The following is an 18059-nucleotide window of genomic DNA, read 5'->3' as shown; positions in this document are numbered from 1 at the left end:
AAGCGAATTATCCATGTTGACTGGTATTAAGGGCGTGTTTTACACGAGTGAATATATAACTGAAGAGCCGGATGCGGTAATTCCGCACGTCCGGATCTGTGTGGGGGCGGCTCAGTAATGGGTCGTTCTACCACGATTGTGTAATGGAGTAGATGGCATGGAGTTTCAGACGATCCCGATTATGCGAATTTTCGACGAAGATAAAGCCAAAGAGTTTTACCTTGGCTTTCTCGGTATGGAGTTAGATTGGGAGCATCGCTTTGAGGATGGCTACCCAATTTACATGCAAGTATCGCTTGGCGATTTCGTTCTACACCTAAGTGAGCATTCTGGAGACTGCACGCCAGGCAGTAAAGTTTTCGTCAATGTAAGCGATCTTGATAAACTCTTTGTTCAAATTACTACTAAGCCATATAAATACAATAAGCTAAGCATTGAGAATGCACCTTGGGGAGCAAGATGTTTCACAGTAACAGATCCGTTTTCAAACAGGATATTGTTTAATGACTCAGCAGACTCATAACAATCAAACTTTACCGTCAGCAACAAGCGCTGGCTAGGATGTCAAATCGCTTTACCAAGTGACTAAGCACTAAGCACAAGGCCAAGTGACCTAATACAAGGATCGTTATGAAAAAAGCTCTCGTATTTATGCTGCTCTTAAGCTCATATTTGTCGTTCGTAAAGGCTGAATCAAATACAGCCTTTGATGAGCTTGTGGCGCAGTATCAGCAAAAGAGTGATTTCTCCGGTTCTGTGCTAGTGCTAAAAAATGGCAAACCCATTTTGGCAAAGGCGGTAGGGTATGCTGATGAGTCAACGTTAAAGCCTGTATCACTGTTAACACGTTTTGACATTGGGTCTATCCAAAAAAATCTCACTGCGGTTTTAGTGCTGCAGGCTTATGACAATGATCTTATACAACTCAATGACACGCTTGATAAATTTGCATTGGGGTTTACAGACCCACAGACAAAAGACATTACCATCCAACAATTATTAGAACATCGCTCTGGTTTCGCTGACATATTTACTGCGGAATACCGCAATAATCCGGCCCAATATACAAATATCGCTGAAAAACTGGCTATTTTGCAGAATCAGCCGCTGTTATTTACGCCAGGTAGCGATCGAAAATACTCAAACTATGGCTATGTAGTTTTGGGTGCCATTCTCGAGAAAATCACCAAACAGAACTACTGGGAGTTGTTAGAAAAAAATGTATTGAAGCCCTCTCGAGCTGTGCTTATAGCAGAGCAATTAGGTCATGATACTGTGGCATTGCCTTATCATTTTAATTACGAAGGAAAACGGTCGCCAATCGATCCAACCAGGCTCGAGTTCAAATCTCCAGGAGGCGGTGGGGAAATGACCGTATTTGAGCTATACGCTGTTTATCATCAATTATTTGAACAGAAAAAATTACTCTCTGGTCGCAGTTTAAACATATTCAAAAGGCTACAGAAAGATCAGCAACAGTGGCTGGCTTTCGGTGGTGGGGTTGGGGTAAGCACCGCTGTTGAGCTGGATTTTGCTAATGATACCTGGGTGATTGTTTTGGCAAATACAGATAGGCTGGTAGCGGAAGAGCTGTCCACAAGGCTAAGAAGCCTGGCGGTTTCTGGCCAATACTCAGCTGTTAAGTTGCCTGCCACATTATTTGCTTATCAACAGTATCTGCAGCTTGGGGAAAACGTATTTAATGCGCAATTTGAAGCGGTCTACCAACAAGCTGGTTATCAAACATTTATAGGCAAAACGCTGACCGATCTTGCCCGAGAACTCGTTGCGGCGGGTAAAGCAGAGAATGCCATCTACTTTTTTAAATATCTGACTGATAAATATCCACAACATGCTGAAGTATATGATGGCTTAGCATATGGCTATTTCAGTGCCGGACGCGCTGAAGAAGCCAAAGCAGCGTTTGCCAAAGCAAAAGCATTAAATGCCGGTTACAACAGCCAGTTTAATGCATTGAATTATGACGCCACAAACCAGTAAGTTGCGCAATTTAACCAACAAAGGCAGCGGTACTTCCCCTAAAGAATTAAAGTTTAGCGTTATTTAATAAATATTTAGCTTTCAGCGGTTTTTTTAGATATTCCTGTCACCTTTTGTGCCAGCTTTGGCACTTATTGGTTCAGAAGCAGAGAGTAAGAACCATGAACATTTTTAAAAAACGTATGGAAATAGTAGATTACAACGATGCCGCTTTGGTAATGGCGTCATTGGGAGGCAATCGTGCGGCCTTTAGTGAAATTGTTACACGCTATCAAAACTTGCTGTGTTCGTTAGCCTATTCGTCAGTAGGTGACTTAAAACACAGTGAGGACATAGCGCAAGAAGCGTTTGTCGAAGCTTGGAAAAAGCTCGACACCCTTTTCTTTCGCTAAACAGATAAACAATGACCAGACGGCTGACATCGCTAACCTCAGACTGATGGGCCAAAGTTATCTGTGGATTTTAGCCGCGATTGTCATCCTTGTTGTCGTGCCTGCGGCGTGGCATTCGAACAAAGTGCGCCAAAAAATGCGCAACAAATAGTTTCAGGTAACTGCCACAAAGGTGGCATTATTCTTCATTTAACTGAGTAACATATTGAAGCGGAAGCATAATTTTGTTAGGCCACTTGTAAACCGGCTGGTGGGCCTGTTAAACCGTTCTTCGACTATTGGCTAGTATGTGACTTTGAAATAAGCGTGCTAATCTTGCAGGTTAGAATTCTCTTTATTGCAATACTGCGCAGGTATTGCGATTACTGCACTAAACATCAGGAATTTGCGTTATGCTAATTTTCTTTATCTGTATTGCCATACTCATACTCGGTTATAAGTTTTACAGCCCCTTTGTTGAAAAACAAGCCGGGATAGATGCTAAGGCAAAAACGCCGCAAGCGCGCTTAAATGATGGCGTTGATTACGTGGCAATAAGCCCGGTAAAGGCGTTTCTCATTCAGTTTTTAAATGTGGCAGGTGTAGGCCCTATATTTGGTCCTATCCTGGGTGCGGTATATGGCCCGGTTGCCCTGGTTTGGATAGTGATTGGCAATGTGGTTGGCGGCGCGGTGCATGACTATTTTTCTGGCGTTATGAGCTTAAAAGAAGACGGTAAAAGTTTACCAGAGATAGCGGGGCATTATTACAACATTGTATTTAAAGGTGTTATGTTAGTGTTTACCGCCATGCTGCTGTTTTTTGTTGGTGTGGTATTTATTATGAGCCCGGCGGGGCTGTTAAGTAATTTGTCTTTTTTTGAAGGTACATTTTTAGCCGGCAACACGTTTTGGGTGCTGGTTATACTGGCCTATTATTTTTTAGCAACCCTGCTGCCGATAGATAAAATCATTACCAAGTTATACCCGTTTTTTGGCTTGTTGATGATCGTTATGACGTCATTAATTGCCATTGCCTTGTTAATTGAAGCACCGCATTTGCCGCAGATAAACGACATATTTGCTTACTTTGATGGCCATCATCATGACGACTTTTTAGTACCAAACCCAGACGGCGCTCCGGTGTGGCCCTTGCTGTTTTTAACGATTACTTGCGGCGCCATCAGTGGCTTTCACTCAACCCAATCACCGATGATTGCCCGCTGCCTTACCAATGAAAAATATGCCCGGCCAGTATTTTATGGTGCCATGATGTGCGAAGGTATTGTGGCTTGTGTCTGGGCGCTGGCGGGTATTGCTGCTTTTCCTGGCGGCTATGTAGAGCTAAAAATGATGCTGGCACAAGGTGGCCCGGGGTTGGTCGTTAATCACATTGCAACCAGCTATCTGGGTATTTTTGGTGGGGTAATGGCAATTCTTGCGGTTGCTATTTTCCCTATAACCTCTGGTGATACTGCCTTTCGTTCTTTGCGCTTAACCATTATGGATGCGTTTAGTATTTCTCAAACCACCAAGCATCGCCTGGCGTTGGCCGCGCCTTTACTGGGCGTTGCCTACCTTATGACCTTCCTTGATTTCTCAGTGATTTGGCGTTATTTCGCGTTCTCAAATATGTTGTTATCAACCAGCGTGTTGTGGTTAGCGACTAAGTATCTGTTTGACCGTGGCACCTTCCACTGGATTGTTAGTATTCCTGCGGTGATCGGGACTGCAATTACCTTATCTTATATTGCCACTGCAGGCATTGGGCTGAATTTGCCCATGGACTACAGCAAGCCTATTGGTATTGTTATCGCGGTTGTCGGGCTTATTGGCGTAGTGCTTGCGCATCAAAAACGCACTGTTGCGGCGTAGTATTGGTAAGGCTATATCTATAAAACGCAGCCCGTTGACGTAAGTCCGGGCTGTTTTTTATGGTTGGGTTAACCTTCTACAACCTGATTTCTGCCGTTTGCTTTAGCTTGGTATAACGCTTTGTCTGCCCGGCTAATGCTGGCATTAAGTAATTCTTTGGGCTTGGCTTGGGTTAAACCTATGCTGCAGCTTACCTGCAAGTTTAATTGTATTAGGCTTAGGTTTATTGCCGCAACGGAACGGCGAACCCGCTCAGCAATAGGCTGGGCCTGGTTTATATCAGTATTGGGCAGTATGATTAAAAATTCTTCGCCGCCGGTGCGGCCAAAGTGATCTTGCTGGCGCAGTACACTACTAATAGTTAAACAGACCTGCTGTAACACGATATCACCGGCATCATGGCCATGATTATCGTTAATTTTTTTGAAATGATCTAAGTCAATAATAAGCAGGCAGATGGGCGACGATGTTTCCGTTGCTTTTACACGTTCTTGCTCTGCAAGCATCATAATACGACGCCTGTTGGCGATACCGGTTAATTCATCTGTCATGGCCAGACGGTGCAGTTTTCGATTTCGTTTTTTCAGTGAAACGGCAAAAGACACCAGAATGAACAGCATTAGCACTATTGCGATGATCGCAACATACTGCCAGCGCTGTGCCAGTTGTAATGTGCTGATGTATTGTTCAGCGGCGAGTTTTTCAGCGGCTAATTGATCGTTCTTTTCTTGTTGGCGGGTAAAATCGAATTGAAATCGTAATAAGTTAGCTTGTTGCTCTCGGGCGTTAGCTTGTTGGCGATTATTCAGCTCAACATATTGTCCCAACTTTGTATAGGCCAGCGAATATTGTCCGGCCTGCGCCAGCGCATCGGCGTAGTGTAAGTGCAACTGCAGCATATAACGCGGTACCGCTTGCTCTGACAGTAACTGGTCTGCTAACGCTAAGCTTTCTAAGGCGGTGTTAACTTGCTTATCTGCCAATAAAGCTTCGCCCTTATATAATGCTAGTAAGGCTTGGTAGGTTTGAGAGTTCGCAATGTTAGCTATGTTACCACTGCTGAGCATGCTTTCGGCTTCGGCGGCAATATTAAGCGCATTATCGAATTGACCGAGTAAATTATATATCCACACCAGGTTTACGTTGGTGTAGGCTATCCATTCGGGTACAGCGAGTTCGTTATAGACGTCGATAGACTGTTTAAAAAGTGCTAATGCCTGTTCAGGTTGGCCAATCTCGGCGTAAGAGAACGCTTTTTCATGCATGATCATGGCGTGTCGAAAACGTTCTTCTGGTGCATTAAATTCTTTTTCAGCTTCGTCAATGTAGGTAATGGCTTTATCGTATAGCCCCATGCGCCGATATGCCGACGCTATAGATAACACCAGATCGCTAATATAAGGCTTATAACCAAGCTGCTGGAAACGTTGATAGGCACTGAGATAATGGTTTAACGCATCAGCGTAATCGCCTTGATAAGATGATATGTTGCCAAGTTCGGTCTCGCTAAGGGCAATAGACAGCGGGTCTTCACTATATTCGGCGGCGCTATGCGCCAGCTTTGCACTTTCGACTGCCTGTTTGTTTTCACCCAGCATGTAGTAAAGGTGATAACGACAGGTATGATAATCATATTGTGCTGGAAAATCGTTAGCAGATTGCGCCTGGTTTAATTTTGTTTTACTAAAGGCGATTCCTGCTGCTGGATCATCAAAATAAGCCAACAGGCAGCGATGTCTGTCCAATATACTGGCGCGTTCGGCATCGTTTTGCGGTAACGCATTTTCAAGTTCAGCTAATGTTTGACGAAAATCCTCAGGCTTAAAAAAATACCGCTCACCACTGCTAATTTCCTCAATTAAACGATCGAATTGCTGTTGCTTCGTTATCTCGGCAACAGTGGCAAAACTGAAAAATAACAGTGTGACAAACGTAAAGGCTTTCAAACAGCTGATCCCAATAAAGAATGTGCTGATATAGCATAGCTGAAACGCCAATAAATGGCGTCTCAGCGTCATATATTTAGCCTAAGGTTTTTTAACCCAATTACCGTCTAACAAGATAAAATGCCCGGCGCTGGTGCGTTCCAGCGCTTTTTTGCCCGCCATAGCTTCTACATCGGCAACCGCAATATTATTTTGCTGCGCTAAGCGGCTATATTCTGCACGGCGTGCATCGTTTATTAACTTTACAATGTCGGCTGTATTAGCATCGTTTTGTACCGCACCCAAATAACCATTAGCTTGCTCGCCAACGAGACCTTGGGCTTTAGCCTGGCCCAGTGCCGCCATTGCTTGTTGTAAATTCATCGCCAGTACCGGCAAGCTTAGCGCGAACAGGGCAGGTAACAGTAGCATTTTGATATGTTTAACCAGTTTCATGTTGTGCTCCTTAGAATAAACCGCTGTCGTCGCTGAACAGTTCGTCCAACTGTTTATCGACCTTGATATAAATTTCATGCTGAATTTTAACGTTCAGGTTAATGTTGATTGGCTCGGCTGGTAAAGCGACCTGCACCTTGGGGGTGCAAGCGGCCAGAACCAGCGTCAACACTGCCGCTGCGCTTAGTTGTTGTATCATGGTTTAACTCCATTGGTGTTTTTTATGCTTTGCTGTTGGATCCGTTGTTGTACCCGCTGTTTTATTTTGTCACTGATTTTGCTGCTTAGTTGCAAACTGGTAATAAGCGCGGGTAAATCTTCTTCCAGATTAATATTAAGATTGATGGCTCTGCCATTTTCTAGTGCCGGGTTGCTACCTTGTAATTTTAATGCGAGGCTCAGCTTGCCTTGCGTGTCATAGTTGACGTCGCTGGAAAGAACGGAATAGTGAAAATCATCCAATGCTTGCAGTACCACTTTCATCCCTGCGTTTCCCGCCGCCATATTTTGGGCTCCGGCAGGCCGGTATTGTAGTTCTCCGCCAGGGCTTTCTGCGGCAATAGCGCCGTTATTTACGGTAACGCCAGTGCGATTAATACGAAGCGGTACGGTGCCGGAGATAAGGCCACTGCCGGTTAAATCGGTCGTGGGATGTTGTTGTAACAGATTTGTTAGTGCAATTTGTTGTAGTTTTAGTACCACATCTTGCTGAGCCAATGCTAAATCCAGTTGTGTGGGTTGCAATTGGATTTGCCCTCCCATGGCATTAATTTGTAGCTGTTTGATATCCAGTTTTCCTGCACTGATAGCATCCATGTTGGCCCGGTAGTCAGCATTAAGTAGCAAAGGACCGGCAATCAGGCCGTGGTTAATTTCTGCCAGGCGTGCTTCTGGTGCATGGATTTGAATTTGCCCGTTATCGAATTCCAGTTGTATGGTGCTTGCTAAGTCTTTAAACAGGCTGCGATCATAAATACCGCTGACGCCGGACAAGCTAAGCGCTGCTGTGGCGTTTATTGCAGGTAACAAGCTTGCTTCGCCGCTTGCACCAAGCCGTCCTCGGTTAAGTTCTAACAGCGCTGGCCAACTGGTCAATGTTGCCGCCAGCGGATTACCCGCAAGTAAAAATATGTCGTCCAGTTGCCAGCTAACGGTAAGGGCGTCGTTAACATAGCGCAGTTGATGTGCAACACCCAGGCTGGCGCTGTTTGTCAGTTGTCCGGCCACGCTTAGCTCGCGTAAATTGCCGCTAAGTTCCGCCTGCCATTGCCAGCTAAGGGGTTTTAATTGTGCTTGTTTTAGCTGGCCAATGTTAACGCCAACTGCGGCTTGCAACGTGGTGTTGTTAAACAACGTATCGCCACTAAAACGGCTGTTTTTTGTGGTGATATTACCCTTGAGTAGCTGAATGTCTGTTGTATTAAGTGAAGCAAAATCGGCAGTGGTATTTTGCAGATCCAGTTGCCACTGGTCGGCCAGCCAATACGCATTAAACTGAGTTTGCAGCGCAAGCTTCTGCAAAAGAACGTCTGGGGCCGGCTTTAATTGCTGCTGCAATAGGCCAAGCTTGCCATTATGTATTTGTGCGCTAAAAGGGGGGGTGAGGTTGAACGTTGCATCACCCGTAATATCAACCTCGGTGGCGCCTTTGGAACTTAGTGCCAGTTTTAATGGCAGCGCAGTAAGCTGTGGCAGAGTGTGTCCGTCGGCGGTGAGTGTGATATCGACGCTGTCGGCTTTAATGCCCTGCTGCAGTAAATCTTCGGATAATTCTGGTTGTAATAAGGTTAAATGGCTATTAAGTTGATATTGGCTGAGTTCGCCGTGTTGCAGGCCCAGTTTGGCCGTAACTCGGCCTTGTAACTGACCAATGCCTGGCAACACGACTGGCGAGGGGAGTTCAGCGTGTAATTGCCAGTGTCCGCTCGCTTCAGCGGCTATGTTTGCCAGCGAGGAGGTGCCGGGCAATTGGAATTGCCAGTCGCTACGAACTGACACGGGGGCCGTAAAGCGGTCGAGGGCTTCCTGCGGTACAGCGGCATGCCATAATTGCAGTTGTTGTATTATCCAGGGCGATGGGGGGGCAATATCTACGGTTAGTTCGCCAGTGACATCAATGCTGTTATGGCCACTTAATTTCTGGTGAAGTTGCAATTGCGTGTTGTTATCTAAATCCAGACGCAAATTTAACAGTGGTAGCTGCTGCACGGTAGTGTAATCGCCGCTAAGGGTTAAGCGGGGTGTATTCGGGGTGTTGGTGTCTGCTGCACTAAGCTGATATTGCAGTTGTTGTGCTACGTTATCTACAGCTGCAGACAGCTGGTAGCTGCAGTCTCCTTCGGAACAAGGCAGATGCAGTACCAACTGGTTAATGTTTATCTGTTCAGGAAGGTTTGCTGGCAGTTGCCAATCTGCAGGCAAAGAGTCTGCGGTTGTAGGCGTGTTGTTATCAGCTGTTTGCGGCCACTGTAATAAACGGATATCACCGCTGCCAAGTTGTACTTTGGTTAACCTGGGGTCGAACAGCTGCCAACTTAGGTTAATATCGTTGAGTTGTACCTCTAATTCCGGGTTATCAAGGCTGAAACTAACGCTGCTAAGGTGTAACTGACGCAGGCTAAGGCTGCTAATCTGGTAGTGCAGGTTTTGCAACGGCAGGGCAGCGAGCGTTTTTTGCAGATACCAATATGCGCTTGCTGTTAACAGCAGTAACAGTGCTAAAGCTATAAGCAGCGTTTTTTGCCACCTGCGCATAACGGGATCCTTTAAGTTGTTAAGCTGAGACTAAAGCGAATCTACTGAATAGATAATGAATATATCACGTTGTTTATCACGTTGTTTAACAAGGTGTTGCAGTGACATAAAAAAGGGCAGCTAGAGCTGCCCTGATATTAAGCAATACTGTTAACTCAAACCATTCACAGGTTACTCTTTACGAGCCGCTGCTGAGGCATCACGCAGGGCGCGGAATTCGTTGCCTTCATTCCAGTTTGGCCAGTTGCGACTGTTTGCCAGCTCGTTACCTACCTGATAAAACAAGAATAAATCCTGTTGCGCACCGCGTAAGTCCCAGTTGTCGTTATATTCGTCGCCTACCTTGTGATAGCAACATTTGTTATACTCGGCACGCTGCGCCTTGCCCCATGCGTCGCCATTTTCAAAATGGTCGTTACCACCTTTTGCATACAGTATGGGTACGCCTTTTTTCGATAAATTAAAGTGATCTGAGCGATAAGCAATACCCGCTTCCGGATTGTGCTCGCGCACGGCATAGCGGCCTTGTTGTTCGGTATATTTGATTAAAATATCTTCAGCATTATTGTTACCCAAACCGACAATCACCATGTCTTTCATTGGGCCATATACGTTCATTACGTCCATATTAATGCCGACCACGGTTTTTTCCAGCGGGAATACCGGGTTGGCGGCATACCAGGCTGACCCTAATAAACCACGTTCTTCGGCGGTGACTGCAACAAAAGCGATGGAGCGTTCAGGTTGCTGTTGCTGAGTAAAATACTCGGCCAGAGCCAGTAAGCCACCGGTTCCGGACGCATTGTCCTGCGCGCCGTTAAACACCTTGTTATTGGGGTTAGAAAAATCCATACCCAGATGGTCCCAGTGTGCCATATACAACACAAACTCATCCGGGTATTTGCTGCCTTCGATATAGCCAACAACATTGCTGGAGGTAAGCTCACGCAAGTTGTTTTTTACGCTAACCGAGGCGGTAGCATTTAGCGGTACCGCTTTAAAGTCTTTTTCCAGCGCTTTTTTATGCATAGTAGCTAAGTCGGTACCAATATTGGCAAACAGCTTTTCAGCTGATTCAGTAGTCACCCAACCTTCTACTTTTGCCAGATCGGCATTTTTATTTTCATTGATTAAATCAAATTTAATCGGTGAGCCATGTGCCACCACGCCCCAGCCGTAGCTGGCAGCATCGGTTTCATGAATGATTAATGCCATAGCGGCGCCCTGACGGGCAGCTTCTTCATATTTGTAAGTCCAGCGGCCGTAGTAGGTCATGGCATTGCCATTAAACAGTGCGGGATCTTGCGTAGCAAACCCTGGGTCATTAACAAACATCACCACGGTTTTGCCTTTTACATCGAGGCCTTCATAGTCGTTCCAGTTATATTCTGGTGCGACAATACCGTAGCCAACAAACACCATTTCACTGTCAGTCACGTCAACCTGTTCCGTAACCTGCTTGGTCCACGCGGTCATGTCGTCACGGTAATTAAATTGGGCTGGCAGGTTGTCGCCTTTTAAGGTTATAGCTGAGACGTTTTTCGGATCTATCTGTACCAGTGATACCGGTTGCTTGTAGCTGTCACCGTCTATAGGTTTTAAACCGATACGACGAAAGTTATCTTCCAAAAAAGCTACTGTTAACTCTTCACCTTTGGTCGCAGGGGCGCGGCCCTGAAACTCATCTGACGACAGCGTTTTAATATATTCACCTAAACGCGGGTTAACGTCGGCAAATTTCAATTCGGGGGTCTTGGTGGCCGTATCAGCCAGCTCTGCTGGTTTTACATCAGCGGTTTTTACATCAGCATGTTGCTCTGAGCAAGCGCTTAGCAAGGTGCCGGCAGCTAATGCTCCGGCTAGTAGCGTAAACCTGGAAAGGGTAATCATAGTCACTCCGTGGTTTTTATCGTTATATGTCGCTGTAGTCTCAGCGTTTAGTGTTAAAAGCAACTTATCTTAACGTATCTAAAAATCTGCGACCAGTATAGTGGTCGCAGCTGCAACGCGCTTAGTCTTTATAGCCCCATGGTGTGGGCGGTAAGGCCACCGGTTTGGTAAGGTCAAAGTCAACGCGAAACTCCCGGCCTTCCCGGATCAGGCGGTAAGTAAAGGTTTGCGGGTAGATATACATTTGCCAGATATTGGTATTTGACTGTGGGTTACCCAGTCGAGAGAATAGCTCTTTTGAGTACTGATCGGCCGGAAAGCTTTGCACGTTTGCCCAACCCGCATCCGTGGTATGGCCGCCATACATGGTAGAGACGTCATGGCTACCGTCTTTGTTACGGTGATCATGCTTTAAACTCAGGCCAGATCCGGTTTTTGTGATGATCCAGGTGCGTGAATGATTGTCGCCAACATGGAACGGGATCTGTAATTGGCTGTCTGAACATTTACGTACATGCATAATTAAGCTGCCGTCAAAGCCATCGCTTTTTGGGGTGTCCATTACCACTTTGCCCTCAAAAGCTTTACCGCAGTGCGCGCGCAGGTTATCAAAGTAGGCGTCGTGACTGGCAATGGACACCAGAGGTGCTGGTTGCACAATGTCAGCGGTGGCAATGGCGGAAAAGCTCAGGGCGATAATGGTTGTAAACAGAGTTCTGTGCATATATCTCTCCTAAATAACACGGCCGGACTATAACCTTTGCGCGTAATGGCTGCAAACCGGTGTTACTCTAAAACGAATGATGACAGGAGCTTTGAAAATGCAAAATGAATTAGATGGCAAATTTTTACTCAGCGTGTTTGGCAAAGTGGAAAAAAATGGTACTGATGTTAACAATGCCTTAGGTGCTGGTTTTGAACTGGACGGCATCACGGTGAATTCTGGCTTTGACGGTTACGAAGTGTATTTCAGCGATGGCAAGGTACAGTTAACACTGGGCTTCCATAATAAATGGCACAGCGATGCTGCCAATGAAGCCGATATGGACGCCTTTGTGTCACAGCTTAAAAAAATTAACCATAACTACTAATTTATTTCATCCTTGCTAAGGATTTGTTCAGGTTAAAACGCTACCATAGCGCACAAATATAAGCGCTGGCAGAGACTACAGCGGGCTTTATCTGAATAAATAGCTGTTTGGACGGCTAAAAGGCTATTGCTTGAAAGGCCAAAACAGGATAAGGTGTCGCCCGTCAATCATATCTGATAGACCAGAAGAGGTGCGTTAGCCAGGTAGTTCAGGACAGATGTCTATACATCGTAGCCTGAATAAGGGGGACTAACGCCGAGGGAAATGCGGTTATAGAGCTGTATCTCCCGGTCGTTAAGGCTGAATCCTTACGACTGTCACCTGAATTTCGGTGGAGAGCTTCTGGCCTTTGTTAAGTACAGTTTTCAGAATTTACAGAAGCTCTCTGTTTCATTCTCGTTTTGCTGTTAGCAAATGCCATGCTCTGCTTATTATGTTTTATAAGGAGAGACACCTTGTCCAATCTTATTGTTGCAAAATTCGGCGGCTCTAGTGTCGCAGACTTCGATGCGATGTCGCGCTGTACTGATATCATTCTGGCGGAACCGGCTATTCGTTTAGTGGTGGTTAGCGCCAGCTCCGGTGTCACTAACCTGCTGGTCGATATTACCAAACACACTGATGTTAGCGAGCGCTATGCTTGCTATCAGGGCATTGAACGCATTACGCTGGCGGTACTAAACCGGTTGCAGCAGCCTGATGTCATTGCGGCTGATATTGCGCAGTTGCTATCGGCACTAAAAACGCTGATAGAACAAAGTGGTGCGGTGTATAGCGCTGCTCACAAGGATGAGATCCAATCCTTCGGTGAGCGTTTAAGCTCAGTATTGTTTGCGCAGGTACTACGTGAACGTGGTGCGGCCGGTTTATGTTTTGACGCCCGTCGTGTTATGCGCACTGACAGTCGTTTTGGTAAAGGTGAGCCACAGATTACTCAAATTAGTGAGTTATGTGCCATACACTTGCAGCCTTTATTGGCGGATAACGTGGTGGTAACCCAGGGCTTTATTGGTGCGGATGACGTTGGGCAAACCACCACGCTTGGTCGCGGCGGTTCAGATTACAGCGCTGCACTGCTTGGCGAAGCGTTAAGTGCATCTGTGGTACAAATATGGACTGATGTAGTGGGTATTTTTACCACTGACCCACGTTTAACCGAGCAGGCGCGCTGCATTAAAGAAATTAGCTTTGACGAAGCGGCTGAGATGGCTACTTTTGGCGCCAAAGTACTGCATCCTGCTACCTTGATACCTGCGATGCGCTGCAATATAGGGGTGTTTGTTGGCTCCAGTCGCGAACCACAAGCCGGCGGCACCTGGATAGCCAAAGACGTAAAAGAACGCCCGCCGTACCGAGCTATTGCACTTAGAAAATCTCAAACGCTGATTACGGTAAAAAGCCCGGCCATGTTACACGCCGCCGGTTTTTTAACCCGGGTGTTTGATATTTTAAGCCGGCATCAAATCTCGGTAGATTTAGTGACCACGTCTGAAATCAGCGTAGCACTAACGTTGGACGAAGGCGGCATGACTAGCGCATTTAATGTATCTGTCGAACCCGCACTGGCGGAGCTGAGAAGTTTTTGCGAAGTGTCAGTGGAGCAGGGCTTAAGTTTAGTGGCCGTTATTGGCAACCATCTGCATAGCAGCAAAGGTATTACTGGTGATCTGTTCAATACCTTAGAGCGCATTAATATGCGGCTAATTTGTCATGGCGCGTCTAAACATAACCTGTGCTTTCTAGTGCAGGATGCCGATGCTCCCGCTGTCGTTAAACAGCTGCACCAGAATCTGTTTAGTGCTGCCTGAAAACAAATAGCTGATTAATTGCACAGATAGTTAAGTGAGAATCGATTTGCTCTAAGCCAACCGTTGAGGCCCCGGACGGGCTGAGACTAGCCCCCACGGATGGATTTACGGCGTGTTGGTGTGAGCAAACCGGTTCGTTTTAAACGACCGGTCTGATTATTTGTTAGTGAGTCTATTCGTAAGGTAGCGGGTCAGTGGTGTTATTCAGCGTAAAAGCCTCTAATCGCTCCTGACAAGAGCCACATTTACCACAGGCTTTCTCGCGGCCGTTATAGCAGGTCCAGGTTTTGCCGTAGTCTAGCCCCATAGCAAGGCCGTCGGCCAGAATTTCAATTTTAGTTTGCGCCAGATAAGGGCTGATAATATCCACCGGCTCGTAGTTGGCTATCTGACAAACGTCATGCATTTTTTGCACAAATTCCGGCCGGCAGTCAGGATAAATAAAGTGATCGCCAGAATGTGCGCCGTAATAAACCTGTGAGGCGCCCAGTGAGACGGCATACCCTACTGCCAGTGACAACAGAATCATATTACGATTAGGTACCACGGTAGATTTCATATTTTCGGCAGCGTAGTGACCTTCCGGAATATCAATATTGTCGGTTAATGAAGAGCCTGCAAGTAGTTGATTAATTGCTGATATATCAACAATTTTATGGTTAATCCCTAGCTCCTGGCATACCTGTGCTGCACATTCCAACTCTTTGACATGGCGCTGGCCATAGTTAAATGACAATGCGTATACTTCGTGGCCTGCCAGTACCGCTTTATGTAACACGGTAAATGAATCCATTCCTCCGGAGTAAATCACTACAACTTTGTTCGGCATAACAGGCTCTCTCTTGTATAATACATAGTAATTTTTTTGCGAACGTCGCCGACAGTATCGTCGGGGGCGCGCATTGTACAGTAATTCAGCTGACGGCTAAAGGGCTAAGCACAGAGTGTATAAAGTTAATGAGGTTTTTGAAACCATACAGGGCGAAGGCAGTTTTACCGGCGCAGCAGCCATTTTTATCCGCTTGCAGGGGTGTCCGGTTGGCTGTAGCTGGTGTGATACTAAGCACACCTGGGAAGTGAACGACGAGCAGCGCCTACCGCTTGGTGACATCGTGATTAAAACTGCTGAGACAGAGCATTGGGCCGGTGTTAGTGTCGAAGAAATCCTGGCGTTGTTTGTCAAGGAGGGCTATCAGGCCAAACATGTGGTGATCACCGGTGGTGAACCCTGTATGTACGATCTAAATCCGCTGTGTGAAGCGCTGCACAGTAAAGGTTACAGCACACAAATTGAAACCAGTGGTACCTTTGAGATTAAAGCCCCGGCAAAAACCTGGGTAACGGTTTCACCGAAAGTGAATATGGCCGGTGGTTATAAAGTACTGCAAAGTGCACTAGATCGTGCTAACGAAATTAAGCATCCGGTAGCGATGGAGAAGCATATTGATGAGTTGTTGCGGTTATTACAACAAACCGATATAACCGCTAAGCTCGTCTATTTGCAGCCCATCAGCCAGCAACGCCGTGCCACTGAGCTGGCGATTGCTATGTGCAAAAAATACAATTGGCGACTGAGTGTACAGGTACATAAATACTTAGGGATTAGCTAGATGCAAACGGTAAATGATTTTTTCCAGCACTACAGCACTGCCTATGTTAACAACGAGCTTGATGCTTTTGAGCAGCTGATATCACTGCCGAGTATGTTGTTATCAGGTGACCGTAAAGTGCTATTAGTTGATAGAGACAGCCTGCGTGAACATTTACTTGCACAGGTGACTAAGTATCGCCAGCTAGGGGTGGTAACAGCCGATTTTGTGTTGCAGCACCAATTGCGTTTATCTGATCAATTGCAGTTCGCCAGCCTTTATTGGCGTTTTTATGACGCGTCCGCAAAGATAATTTTTACTTGCCATACTTCTTATACGTTGCAATATCAGCAAGACGTTTGGCAGGTTGTTGCCATTATTCTGGATGATGAGCAGGCGGCGTATAATAGGGCGGCTAATCGCGCTTAGGCTTGCGGTGCCAACCATGACTGCAAGCTATTAAGGCAAGGTGTTGGGCTGGTTTCTAATGCCAGTTGTTGTTTTAGCGCCGGCTGCATCGGTAACAACTCCAAATAGCGTGATGCAAGCCAGGCAGCATCGGTATATCTGGGCTGGGGGTAGAGTGCTTTAAGTGTAGGGTACTGTTGAAGCAATTTTTCTAGTTGTTGGCTAAGTGGTTGATATTCATTTTCAATTTCAATGCCTGTCCAACTATCAAGTGTTTGTACCTGTGCGATGTTAAGTGTATCAGCCTCCTGCCAACGTGAAATAATTTTCACCTTCTCAATGCCGGCTATTGTTACGCCCAAAAGTCCATCTTCTAATTGCTCAAAATCCTCAATGCGTACTTTGGTTGCCAGCGGTAGAATTCGGTCCGGGTGATGTTGGCTGACATAGGGATTCACTTGTGCCACGGCAAAGTCGCGCTTGCCTGCGCTGGCTTCGCTTATCAGCCGCACATAACGGCGCTCGAATACGCGTAAGCGCATACGACCTTCTGGTAAAATAAAACTGTTTAGCGCAAATAATGCCAGTTCGTTCATAATGCCGCTGATAAAGTTGTATAGTTTCAACTTATACGCAGCACTAACGATAGTGGTTTGCCCAAATTGAGGATTTATGAGTACGACGCATTGGATGTATATACTGGTTGGCGTAGGCTGTCTGAACTTGCTAGTGCTAGTGGCACTGTTTTTAAGGCGTGGGCCGCATCACGGTATTGCTGAACAGTTAGCGAATAATAGGCTGGAGTTAGTGCAGCAACAGGCCCAATTTCAACAGCAGCTGTTAGAGCAATTACATCTACAGCGCCAGCAGTTGCAGCAACAGCAGCAAGATAACCTGTTGCAGGTACTACATAAAATTACAGAAACGCAGCAAGCGGCCCGGTTTGAGCTAAGTAAAAATTTACAACATCAAGCTTCGACGCTGGCAGATCAAGTGAAGCAACTAACACAAAGTATTGATCAACGTTTAAAAGACATTGCCGGTCAGGTTGAAAAGCGTTTAAGTGACGGGTTTGAAAAAACCAACCAAACGTTTACCGACATAGTGAAGCGCCTCGCATTGATTGATGACGCGCAGAAAAAAATAACTGAGTTGTCCAGCAATGTCGTGAGTTTGCAAGAGGTGTTGGCTGACAAGCGCTCACGTGGTGCCTTTGGTGAGGTGCAATTAACTGCACTGATTAGAAATGTTGTACCCGAGCAGCATTTCTCTTTGCAGCACACGCTAAGCAACGGCCGTATTGTCGACTGTATGTTATTTTTACCCAAACCCAGTGGTGATATCGCAATAGATGCGAAGTTTCCGTTGGAAAGCTACAAAAAAATGACCGATCCTCAGATGACGCAGGAAGAGCGCAAATTAGCTCAACGCCAGTTTAAAGTAGACATCAAAAAACACATCAGTGATATTGCTGACAAGTATATCATCGCTAATGAAACCGCTGATGGCGCCATTATGTTTTTACCCGCTGAGGCGATATTCGCTGAATTGCATGCATATCATCCGGATATTGTAGAGGAAGCCTATCGGCGGCGTGTGTGGTTAACCTCACCAACCACGCTTATGGCCGTGTTAACAACTGCCAGAAGTGTATTGAAAGATGATGCCACTCGCCGCCAAATTCATTTGATACAAGAGCATCTCATTAAGCTGGCGGATGATTTTTCGCGTTTCCGTGGGCGTTTTGATAACCTGGCAAAACATATTGATCAAGCTGCAGTAGATGTAAAACAAATTCATACATCCGCACATAAAATAAGCAGTCGTTTTAGCCAGATAGAGAAGGTTGAATGGCTGGAAGAAAGTGATTAGTCTAATATTAGTACTAATTG

Annotated in this window: 17 protein-coding genes and 1 riboswitch; of the genes, 9 read left to right on the top strand and 8 right to left on the bottom strand. The window is 46.0% G+C overall.

Annotation, left to right across the window (positions count from 1 at the left end; all coding sequences use genetic code 11):
* The first annotated feature begins 157 nt into the window (after positions 1-157).
* From H595_RS0110430 to H595_RS0110415, 4 genes are all read left to right on the top strand, one after another.
* Positions 158-523 (top strand): glyoxalase superfamily protein, encoded by a 366-nt coding sequence (locus H595_RS0110430; RefSeq protein WP_027671169.1) that lies wholly within the window; start codon positions 158-160, stop codon positions 521-523.
* Between the two features lie 107 nt (positions 524-630).
* The gene (locus H595_RS22055; protein WP_051219832.1) at positions 631-2001 is read left to right on the top strand and encodes a serine hydrolase domain-containing protein; all 1371 of its coding nucleotides are present in this window, start codon (positions 631-633) and stop codon (positions 1999-2001) included.
* Between the two features lie 161 nt (positions 2002-2162).
* Positions 2163-2393: an RNA polymerase sigma factor gene (locus H595_RS0110420; protein WP_027671168.1), complete on the top strand. Its 231-nt coding sequence runs from the start codon at positions 2163-2165 to the stop codon at positions 2391-2393.
* A gap of 392 nt (positions 2394-2785) precedes the next feature.
* Positions 2786-4246, top strand: a complete 1461-nt coding sequence (locus tag H595_RS0110415) for a carbon starvation CstA family protein (RefSeq protein WP_027671167.1) — start codon at positions 2786-2788, stop codon at positions 4244-4246.
* 68 nt (positions 4247-4314) lie between these two features.
* On the opposite strand, the gene H595_RS0110410 is transcribed toward H595_RS0110415, so the two are convergent.
* The 6 genes from H595_RS0110410 to H595_RS0110385 all read right to left on the bottom strand — a co-directional run bounded on the left by H595_RS0110410 (position 4315) and on the right by H595_RS0110385 (position 11995).
* A complete protein-coding gene (locus H595_RS0110410; protein WP_027671166.1) occupies positions 4315-6264 on the bottom strand; it encodes a tetratricopeptide repeat-containing diguanylate cyclase in 1950 nt (649 codons plus the stop codon).
* Between the two features lie 9 nt (positions 6265-6273).
* Positions 6274-6627, bottom strand: a complete 354-nt coding sequence (locus tag H595_RS0110405) for a YdbL family probable chaperone protein (protein ID WP_027671165.1) — start codon at positions 6625-6627, stop codon at positions 6274-6276.
* A 10-nt stretch (positions 6628-6637) separates the two neighbouring features.
* The gene (locus H595_RS0110400) at positions 6638-6826 is read right to left on the bottom strand and encodes a YnbE family lipoprotein (RefSeq protein WP_027671164.1); all 189 of its coding nucleotides are present in this window, start codon (positions 6824-6826) and stop codon (positions 6638-6640) included.
* On the bottom strand, positions 6823-9381 hold the full coding sequence (locus tag H595_RS0110395) for an intermembrane phospholipid transport YdbH family protein (RefSeq protein WP_027671163.1): 2559 nt from the start codon (positions 9379-9381) through the stop codon (positions 6823-6825). The genes H595_RS0110400 and H595_RS0110395 overlap by 4 nt, the downstream gene beginning before the upstream one ends.
* 171 nt (positions 9382-9552) lie before the next feature.
* Positions 9553-11271, bottom strand: coding sequence for a M28 family metallopeptidase (locus tag H595_RS0110390; protein ID WP_027671162.1), 1719 nt, complete (start codon positions 11269-11271; stop codon positions 9553-9555).
* A gap of 121 nt (positions 11272-11392) precedes the next feature.
* On the bottom strand, positions 11393-11995 hold the full coding sequence (locus H595_RS0110385) for a hypothetical protein (protein WP_027671161.1): 603 nt from the start codon (positions 11993-11995) through the stop codon (positions 11393-11395).
* 97 nt (positions 11996-12092) lie between these two features.
* On the opposite strand from H595_RS0110385, the gene H595_RS0110380 reads away from it, so the two are divergent.
* A complete protein-coding gene (locus tag H595_RS0110380; RefSeq protein ID WP_027671160.1) occupies positions 12093-12362 on the top strand; it encodes a DUF3081 family protein in 270 nt (89 codons plus the stop codon).
* Positions 12363-12539: 177 nt separating this feature from the next.
* Positions 12540-12712: riboswitch (Lysine riboswitch) on the top strand.
* A gap of 105 nt (positions 12713-12817) precedes the next feature.
* Entirely contained in the window at positions 12818-14170 is a 1353-nt protein-coding gene (lysC, locus tag H595_RS0110375; protein WP_027671159.1) for a lysine-sensitive aspartokinase 3, read from the top strand.
* A 172-nt stretch (positions 14171-14342) separates the two neighbouring features.
* Here the strand turns inward: lysC and queC are convergent, their stop codons facing one another.
* Positions 14343-14999 carry a 7-cyano-7-deazaguanine synthase QueC gene (gene queC / locus H595_RS0110370; RefSeq protein ID WP_027671158.1) on the bottom strand — a complete coding sequence of 219 codons (657 nt, stop codon included), beginning with the start codon at positions 14997-14999 and terminating at the stop codon, positions 14343-14345.
* A gap of 115 nt (positions 15000-15114) precedes the next feature.
* Between queC and queE the strand changes: the two genes are divergently transcribed.
* Positions 15115-15780: a 7-carboxy-7-deazaguanine synthase QueE gene (queE, locus tag H595_RS0110365; protein ID WP_027671157.1), complete on the top strand. Its 666-nt coding sequence runs from the start codon at positions 15115-15117 to the stop codon at positions 15778-15780.
* Positions 15781-16188: a hypothetical protein gene (locus tag H595_RS0110360; RefSeq protein WP_027671156.1), complete on the top strand. Its 408-nt coding sequence runs from the start codon at positions 15781-15783 to the stop codon at positions 16186-16188.
* On the opposite strand, the gene H595_RS0110355 is transcribed toward H595_RS0110360, so the two are convergent.
* Entirely contained in the window at positions 16185-16793 is a 609-nt protein-coding gene (locus tag H595_RS0110355; RefSeq protein WP_240474872.1) for an LON peptidase substrate-binding domain-containing protein, read from the bottom strand. The genes H595_RS0110360 and H595_RS0110355 overlap by 4 nt on opposite strands.
* Positions 16794-16839: 46 nt before the next feature.
* On the opposite strand from H595_RS0110355, the gene H595_RS0110350 reads away from it, so the two are divergent.
* The gene (locus H595_RS0110350) at positions 16840-18039 is read left to right on the top strand and encodes a DNA recombination protein RmuC (RefSeq protein ID WP_027671154.1); all 1200 of its coding nucleotides are present in this window, start codon (positions 16840-16842) and stop codon (positions 18037-18039) included.
* Positions 18040-18059: the final 20 nt, after the last annotated feature.

The organism is Rheinheimera baltica DSM 14885 (assembly GCF_000425345.1).
In the GTDB taxonomy this organism is placed as follows: Bacteria; Pseudomonadota; Gammaproteobacteria; order Enterobacterales; family Alteromonadaceae; genus Alishewanella; species Alishewanella baltica.
The sequence above is the reverse complement of the archived record's forward strand: the minus strand, read 5'-3'. Positions and strand labels throughout refer to the sequence as shown.